The sequence below is a fragment of the Kitasatospora sp. NPDC050463 genome, assembly GCF_040655255.1.
In the GTDB taxonomy this organism is placed as follows: domain Bacteria; phylum Actinomycetota; class Actinomycetes; order Streptomycetales; family Streptomycetaceae; genus Kitasatospora.
The window spans coordinates 1-7,327 of the sequence record NZ_JBFAJO010000160.1; the positions used below are offsets into that span (position 1 = coordinate 1).

The following is a 7,327-nucleotide window of genomic DNA, read 5'->3' on the forward strand; positions in this document are numbered from 1 at the left end:
ACCCAGCCCGAACCGGGAAGTGGTGTTTCTAGGGATTGGCCGCCCCGGGACCGTCCGCGCAGATGCGTGTCCGGTGCTCCCAGCCGAGCGACTAGGGAACAGTAGACGCATACAGAGCCAGAAGCAACTCCCCCAAGCCATGACGCCCAAGTGCCTCCTCCTCGAAGGCGTCCGCACCCGAGGCACCTGGTCCCCTGCCGGATGCGGCCGCTCCTGCTCGTGGCGCTCCCGAGCAGGAGCCCTGCTCAAACAGCTCGCTGGGCGAGATGGAGGGCGGTGACGTGAACGAACCACTCGAGTACGCCTTGGATCTCCTCCCCCTGCCGCCCGATCGCATCGATCGAGAACGACGGCCGCAACTCGAGTTTGGCCTCGGCAAGCTGGATTCCGTCGATTCGGTTGAGCCGTCGCAGGAGTTCGCGGCGCATCTCGGTGTCGTCGAACGGAGGCCGGCTGCACAGGTACTGGAACACCACCTCGACGGTGCCGAGCACCGGGTAGATGGCCAATGGCCAGATCGTCGCAGGCCCCCCTCCCGGACCCAGGTCCAGCGTCGGGAAGCAGCTGGTCTCCGCAGCGCGGCCGTAGGTGAGCCGGCAGTCCGGGTCCAGGCTCTCCCAGAACGCCAGGACAGACAGCACATCGTCGGCGAGTGCCGGGTGGTTCTCCCGCAGCAGTTCCTCGAACCTGGCGGCTCGGCCCTGCGTCTCCGCGTCGGGCAACGCGCTCTCGGCGTTGTCTCGGGAAAGCTCCTTGTCGAGCAGCATGGCCAGGTCGTCGGCCGACAAGCGGTGCACAAGACTCGCCCGGCCTGCGCCGTCGAAGGGAACACCCTCAGCCGCCAGCAGCGCCCGGGGGTCGCCGTGGTCGCCGTCGAGCCAACGGAAGTTGTCGGAGACCCGACCGTCCGCGGTGAGCACTCGATGGGCGCCGTGCAGACCGGAGGTGCTCGCCAGGTAGCTGCCGACCGGCACGGGGTGGCTGCCGATGAGTGCGGCCACCGCCCCGTAGGTCGTCCAGGTACCAGCGGGAATGGCGACGAGCGCGGCCCGCAACTCGCTCCACCCGGACCACTCCTCCGCAACCTCCCGCTGCACCCGGATGGGACCCGGCCAGATCTCCACCGCCCGCCGGCCCAGCCGCTCCGAGCGGGCCGCAATCTCCTTGGCACCCCAGCGCGGCTCCGCGGCGATCTCCATGTTCATCCGCAGGGCACTGGAGTCGAGGATCTCCTGCTTGCGCTGGAACGGATGGTTGGAGAGCCGGCTGTTCTCGCCGGAGAGGCTGAGGTTGCCCAGCGTGTGCACCAGGAGCTCGTGCACCTCCTGCGGTCCCTGCCCGTCCTCGGCCTCCTCGGCCAGCAGATCCAGCCATGCCTGTGACGGGCTCTGCGGCAGCACGTGCTCGACAGTGAGCGGCGACCTGGCGTAGTCGACCACCTCGCTGGCCCCGTAGCTCTCCTCAAGGCTGCGCAGGACGAAGAACCGCTGCTGCGACCGCCCGGCCCTGTAGAACGGCATCCGACGGACCGCTTCCATGACCTCCGCGTCGTCCGGCCACACCCGCGCTCCGGTCCGCTTCGCCGACAGGTAACGACGCACAGCCTGGGCTGCCGGCAGGTCCTGCTCCAACTCCTTCGGGGCCTCCATGAACAGGCGGTTCAGACCTGTGGTGGAGGACTGGCAGAGCAGCCGCCGCACCAGGTAGCTCTCGACGAATCGCAGGGCCTCGGCCGCCTCGGCCGCGGTGCTGTCGCCCGCGTCCACCTGATCGAGCAGGAACAGTGCCAGCGGGTAGTGAGTCTGACCGCCCCAGCGGTCCAGGCGCTCCAGTGCGGCCCGCAGGGCCGGGTCGGTCTCCCGGGAAGGGTCCAGCACGCGCATGAGTCGCTGCCCTCGCTCGGCGAGTGCGGCGATCTCCGCCTGCAGGGCCTGCTCGTCTCCGGCCAGCGGCTGCAGGCGACGCTGCTGCTCCCGGTAGATCTCGGTCTGCTTGGCCCGGCTGTTGCCGCGCACGACCAGGTCGAGCCAGACGAGGAGTTCGAGGTTCTTGGGGCCCAACTGCTGCTGCATGGGCAGCCACTGCTGCTGGTAGACACGCTCTCCACAGGTGGGCAGGAGCATGAAGACGTAGTTGCGCAGCAGGTCGCTCTGGCTGAGACCCACACCGGTGTTGTTGATCGACTCGAAGATCCGGAACACGTTGTCCTGCGCGTCGGCGGTGATCTCGACGATGGAGAGCAGCCCCCCGAGCGTCGTCACCACGGCCTCGGTCCAATCCGGGCCGTGCTGCTGGGAACCCTCCGTGTAGACGCCCCGGAAGAAGCGGTAGGCGGCCCCGATGTTTCCGCTGCCACCCGCACGCGGACCTCCGGAGACGCAGGCGATGAACGCCTCCCGATCTGCCTGTGTCGGCAGCAGCCGGTAGTGGTCGTTGCCGTCGAGGTACTTGTTGACCAGGTACTGGTCCTCGATCTTGTCGGCCGTTCTGGCGAACTCGCCGCCGGTCTCCCGCAGATGATCACGAAGAGCGGTGAAAGCGAGCATCAGTGTCGTCAGGCGCTGCTGGCCGTCCACCACCAGCCATCGCTGGACGCCGGCCGCGGCCAGCTGCCCCGGGGCGAGGACCACCGATCCGAGGAAGTGCGAGGCCGGGCTCTCCCCGTCGAGCTGCGCCTCGACCAGGTCACGTACGTCGTCCCACAGCTGACGGAGCTCGGGCTGCGTCCAGCTGTAGGTGCGCTGGTACAGGGGGACCTGGAACTGCTTCTCCCCCTGCACCAGCCTGATGAACGTGACCTCTTGGGCGTGCATCGGCTCCCTCTTCGAGCGGCGTACGGTCGGTTCGGCTGTTGCGCGGTCAGCCTACAGAGCACGGCTGCCGGTCGTGGCCGAACGAACGGCCCCAGGGACCGAGCGCAGACGTCCTGCTTCATGCTCAGGAGTACTCGCGCAGCACCCCTCGCCGGATCAGCTCGCGAACGTGCTCCGCCGCCCTGGCCGGCGCCGTGCCACCCCGCACCAGCACGCCGGCCTCCAGCTTGCGCCCCACCCCTGAGGCCGTCAGGTTGGCACTGCCAAGGAGCGAGAAGCTCCCCCTCCCTTGCCCGCGAAGCCGGTCATGGCGGTGTGGTCGATCCGCACCTCTATTCCCGAGCGGCCGAACACGGGACCGGACCGAGGCCCACCCCTCGGGACGGGATCGCCACAACTTCGCTACAGGAGCTCCGCGTTACGCCCCCGTCGGTTGCCTCCCTGGAAGCATCCCTACTGGGCATCAGGGAGGTGCCCGTGGACGCGATCGATGGGGGTTGCGATGAACGCTCGGATCAGGGACGCGAAGCCGCCGGCCCGGCCCCGGCTCTCCGGAGCGGTCGCCCGCGCGCTGACGCAGGGCCTGCTCCTCCTGGCAGGACTGGCCACCACCGTTCTCGGCTTCGGCTGGTTCGTCGACGCGAACGACGCGGCGGGCGCCTACCGCACCGCCCCGGTGTGCGGCACGGCGGCGCACACGCCCGGCACGGACTGCGTGCGGCGCGAGACCGGCAAGGTGACGGCCAGGGATGCCGCCAACAACGGCGACTCCACCACCTACACGCTGACCGTGGCACGCGAGACCGCCCCCAAGCACAGCTACACGGTCAACTCGGCCTTCTACTACGACGCGAAAACCGGCACGGACGTGGACCTGACGGTCTTCCGAGGGCGAGTGGCCGAGATCGCCTACCAAGGGCACCGCGCCCAGAACTCGGGCACGCCCTGGCTGAGCTCCCTTGAGGTGGCCCTCCTGCTCGGCCTGGGATTCGCACTCACCGCCGCCGGCCTGACCTGGTCACGGTTGGGCGTGCAAGCGGCTCCCTTCTACTTCGCCATCGCCGTCTTCGTCGTCATCTTGGCGTTCCTCGGCTGCCTCGTCCTCGTGTCGTCGCAGCTGCCACTCGCCGCCACCCTGGCCATTCCCGTGCTCGGCTGGCTGTTCATGACCGCCAGCGCCACGGTGGCCACCTGGGGCGACTGACACTGCTGGTCCCACCCCGCAGGAGTTCCACACTGCGCTGCGAGGAAGAGGGGCTACTCCCCCACCGGCCGGACCCATGGAGGGGACGCCTCAGCCGGCACCCAGGGCCAGGGGGGTTGCAAAGTCCGGTGATCTTTTAGTTGCGCTGGTCAGGCGATGCCCAGGAGGTCGAGCGGGCGGGTGAACGGCTCGTAGGAGACGTGCCGGATGCCAGCCGCGATGTTACGGTGTCCAGCTGCGCGGAGGGCGTTGATCGCCAGGTTACGCAAGGTCGCCATGTTCTCGGGTCCATGGCCGGTGCGGATCTTCGATGCGTCCTCGGCGAAGGTGGTGTCGCGGACGAAGTGCAGCCGGTTCTCGATGGACCACTGCGACCTGGCGAGTTGGCCCAGGCGCTGGGGCGAGGCCTGATGCGAGGTCATGTCCGTGATCGCGTAGACGGTCTGGCGGCTGACGCCACCGGTCGTGAGATTCGTGCGGTAACGCAGGATGCGCACGGCCTGGGCAGCGTGCGGGAAGTCCAGGCCGAGGTCGGTACGGTGAGGGCTCTGGTCGCCCGGGTTTCCCGGCGGCCGTGGCCGATCTCGCGGTCGTAGCGGCGGGCGGTGACGTCCTTCCACGGCAGTGATCGCAGCCGGCGGTGCAGCCCGTGCTGGTTGGCCTTGACCACCAGCAGGTAGTGCGCCTTCTTCTCCTCCACCAGGAAGCACGCGTGCGCGCGCTGGGTGTGATCCGAGCGATCGGCTCCGCGGTCAGTCCGTGACCGCTCGGTCAGGCTTCGGTGGGTCGCGCGTCACTCGGCGTCGGGTCCGGCGAGGGGTGGACGGCTTCACGCTCGGTGGCGGCCTGGTGGAGGAGCATCACCTGGTCGCCGCCGACCCGCTCGGGTTCCTGACCGGTGAACCGTGCGACCACGGCGCCGTCGGGTGTGGTGAGGGTGCGGATCGTGCCGGGTTTGCGGTACTCGTTCCCCGAGTAGGCCTCGCTGGTGACGGTGACGTCCGACCAGCGGATGGGGCGCATGGTGTGGCCACTGCCGATCACGAGGCCGTCTTCGAAGCAGTAGAGGCGCTCCAGGCGGCCTCCTGAGCGTCGCTCGAAGCGAGGCCAGAGGGCGAGGCCGGCCATGCCCGATCCCATGAACAGCCCACAGGTGATGAGTAAAGTCGGGCCAGAGCGGGGCACCGAGGACCAGCTCGTAGCTGGGGGCCCCGAAGAGCCCGAGGAACAACAGGCCCATCGTCATGAAGAACCCGTCGCCGACTGTGGACTTCGGGACCGCGAAGCCCTGGTAACGGCCCAGGCCGCCGGCGGCTCCCACCGCCAGTGCCGCCTCGTGTTCGCTCACGCGCCCCTCCCCGCCTCCACGGCCCGCCCCCGTCGTGCGGGGTCCCGCCCTCTCCTGGGGAGACGAGGGGGAACGCGTGGGGGTTCCGCGACCGACGTGGCACGCCCCGCCGCGCAGGCGGATGCCTCCACCGCCATACGTCCAGGCACCGGCCCGGGGGCGCGCAGCAGGCCCTACGCTACGGGACAGCGGCAGGACACGACCGGGGGCGACGTGAGTACGCAGAAGGGCATGGCCGAGTGGGGCTATGAGCTGTTCATGGAGCGGTGGCGTGAGCGGCCCTACGGCCTCGCTCGGGAGGGTGATGCCGCAAAGGGCGTCCTCCCGGGCGGATTCGCACCGTGTTTGGTGACCCTGTTCCGGTTGCTGGCGTCACGGGACGCGGATGGTGCCCGCGAGCCCGTTCCGTTGTGGCATCTGAGGGCACTCGCCCGGACCGGTCACCTCGCGCGTGCGGCCGAGCTGGCGTTCACGATCAGCGACGAGCCCAAGCAGGGCGAAGCGCTGCTGGCGCTGGTGGAGGAGGCGGCCGGCGCGGGAGACCTGCTCGGGGCCCAGGCGCTGGTCGACTCGATCCGTGTGAGGGACTGCCACGATCGTGCCCTGGTCGCGCTGGTGCCGGCGTGGGCCAGGGCCGGTGAACTCGACCGGGCCCTCGCGCTGGCGGAGCGGGTCCGCTATCCGCACAACTGGGGCATCACCTGGGCCCTCCTGGCGAAAGCACTGGCGGACACCGGGGACTTCCGCGGCGCGCTCGACTTCGCCGACCGCGCCGTGGGCAGTGCGTCCTCACGGGTGCTCGCCCTCCTTCTCGACGTGGCCACCGCGGCCGGCGATCACGTCCGGGCCGGTGACCTCGTCGACCGTCTGGAGGACCTCGCCCGGTTCCACGGACCCGGCGGTGGGGGGTACGACCGGGGCGGGCCGCGGCCGCTGACGGCGATCCTGGTCCCCGAGGTCTGCCGCGGCGACCTGGACCGGCTCGACGCCCTCCTGCGCCGTCCGGGCATATCGCCCCTCTACCCCGCAGTCATGGTCGACGTGCTGGAGGCGGCTGCCGAGACCGCCGAAGCGGACGTGGTCCTCGCGCTGGTGGAGCGGACGCAGACACTGCTCGACGCCTGCAGCCCCACCTCCTGGCACGCCGACGACCTGCGGACGGCAGCAGCGCTGATGCTGGCCCGGCACGGTCACGTCGAGTGGGCCATGGCCTTCGCCGACGCGATGAACGCCCCCCACCGCCGTGCGGGTTGGCAGGCGGAGATCGTCGGGGAGCTGGCCCGCGGCGGGGACACGGGCCGGGCCGAGACGCTCGCCCACGAGATCACTGACCGACGGGCACGAGCCAGAGCACTGATCGCCGTGGTCGAGGAGTTGGCCCGGCGCGGGGAGACGGACCGAGCCCAGGCGCTCACCCGGGCGATCCCCGACCTCTGGGCGCGGGGGCACGCACTGGTCTCCGTGGTCGAGGAGTTGGCCCGGCTCGGGGAGACGGAGCGGGCCGAGGCGCTCGCCGACACGATCGCCTTCCGCGAGACACGGGACCGCGCCCTGTTCGTCGTCGCGGGGCTGGCCGCGCCGTCCGACGCCCGCAGGCTCGCCGCACGACTCGCCGCGCTCGGCGGCTGGTACGGGATCACCGGTCTCCTGGAACAGTTGGCACCCCAGGGGATAACGGCGGTCACCGATGCCTTGACCGCGTGACCCGTGACGGCGTAACGGTGGGCCCCCCGGGACCGGTGACCCTGGGCCGCGGCAGGAGAGCGCCTCGCACGCTCCTGGGCATCGCCTGACCAGCGCAACTACAAGATCACCGGACTGTGCAACACCCCTGCACCCAGGGCCCCGCGGGAATCGACTGTCCGGAAACGCAAAGAACCCCCACCCGGAATCGGGTGGGGGTTCTCTGTGAATGATTGTTCGGCGGCGTCCTACTCTCCCACAGGGTCCCCCCTGCAGTAC

General features: G+C 70.1%; 5 protein-coding genes. 2 read left to right on the forward strand and 3 right to left on the reverse strand.

Annotated features, from left to right (window positions below):
- Window positions 1-245: 245 nt before the first annotated feature.
- A complete protein-coding gene (locus AB0J08_RS40630) occupies window positions 246-2,813 on the reverse strand; it encodes a DUF262 domain-containing protein (RefSeq protein WP_360644920.1) in 2,568 nt (855 codons plus the stop codon).
- 502 nt (window positions 2,814-3,315) lie between these two features.
- On the opposite strand from AB0J08_RS40630, the gene AB0J08_RS40635 reads away from it, so the two are divergent.
- On the forward strand, window positions 3,316-4,017 hold the full coding sequence (locus AB0J08_RS40635; RefSeq protein WP_360644923.1) for a hypothetical protein: 702 nt from the start codon (window positions 3,316-3,318) through the stop codon (window positions 4,015-4,017).
- A gap of 149 nt (window positions 4,018-4,166) precedes the next feature.
- Here the strand turns inward: AB0J08_RS40635 and AB0J08_RS40640 are convergent, their stop codons facing one another.
- Window positions 4,167-4,439, reverse strand: coding sequence for a hypothetical protein (locus tag AB0J08_RS40640; RefSeq protein ID WP_360644926.1), 273 nt, complete (start codon window positions 4,437-4,439; stop codon window positions 4,167-4,169).
- 349 nt (window positions 4,440-4,788) lie between these two features.
- Window positions 4,789-5,145, reverse strand: coding sequence for a hypothetical protein (locus AB0J08_RS40645; RefSeq protein ID WP_360644929.1), 357 nt, complete (start codon window positions 5,143-5,145; stop codon window positions 4,789-4,791).
- 433 nt (window positions 5,146-5,578) lie between these two features.
- On the opposite strand from AB0J08_RS40645, the gene AB0J08_RS40650 reads away from it, so the two are divergent.
- Window positions 5,579-7,069, forward strand: a complete 1,491-nt coding sequence (locus AB0J08_RS40650) for a hypothetical protein (RefSeq protein WP_360644931.1) — start codon at window positions 5,579-5,581, stop codon at window positions 7,067-7,069.
- The last annotated feature ends 258 nt before the right edge of the window (window positions 7,070-7,327 follow it).

What these genes read in the sequence shown, in the direction of transcription:
- AB0J08_RS40635 (WP_360644923.1), top strand. Translation starts at nt 3,316, where the DNA reads ATGAACGCTCGGATCAGGGACGCGAAGCCGCCGGCCCGGCCCCGGCTC.
- AB0J08_RS40640 (WP_360644926.1), bottom strand. Translation starts at nt 4,439, where the DNA reads ATGACCTCGCATCAGGCCTCGCCCCAGCGCCTGGGCCAACTCGCCAGG.
- AB0J08_RS40630 (WP_360644920.1), bottom strand. Translation starts at nt 2,813, where the DNA reads ATGCACGCCCAAGAGGTCACGTTCATCAGGCTGGTGCAGGGGGAGAAG.
- AB0J08_RS40645 (WP_360644929.1), bottom strand. Translation starts at nt 5,145, where the DNA reads ATGGCCGGCCTCGCCCTCTGGCCTCGCTTCGAGCGACGCTCAGGAGGC.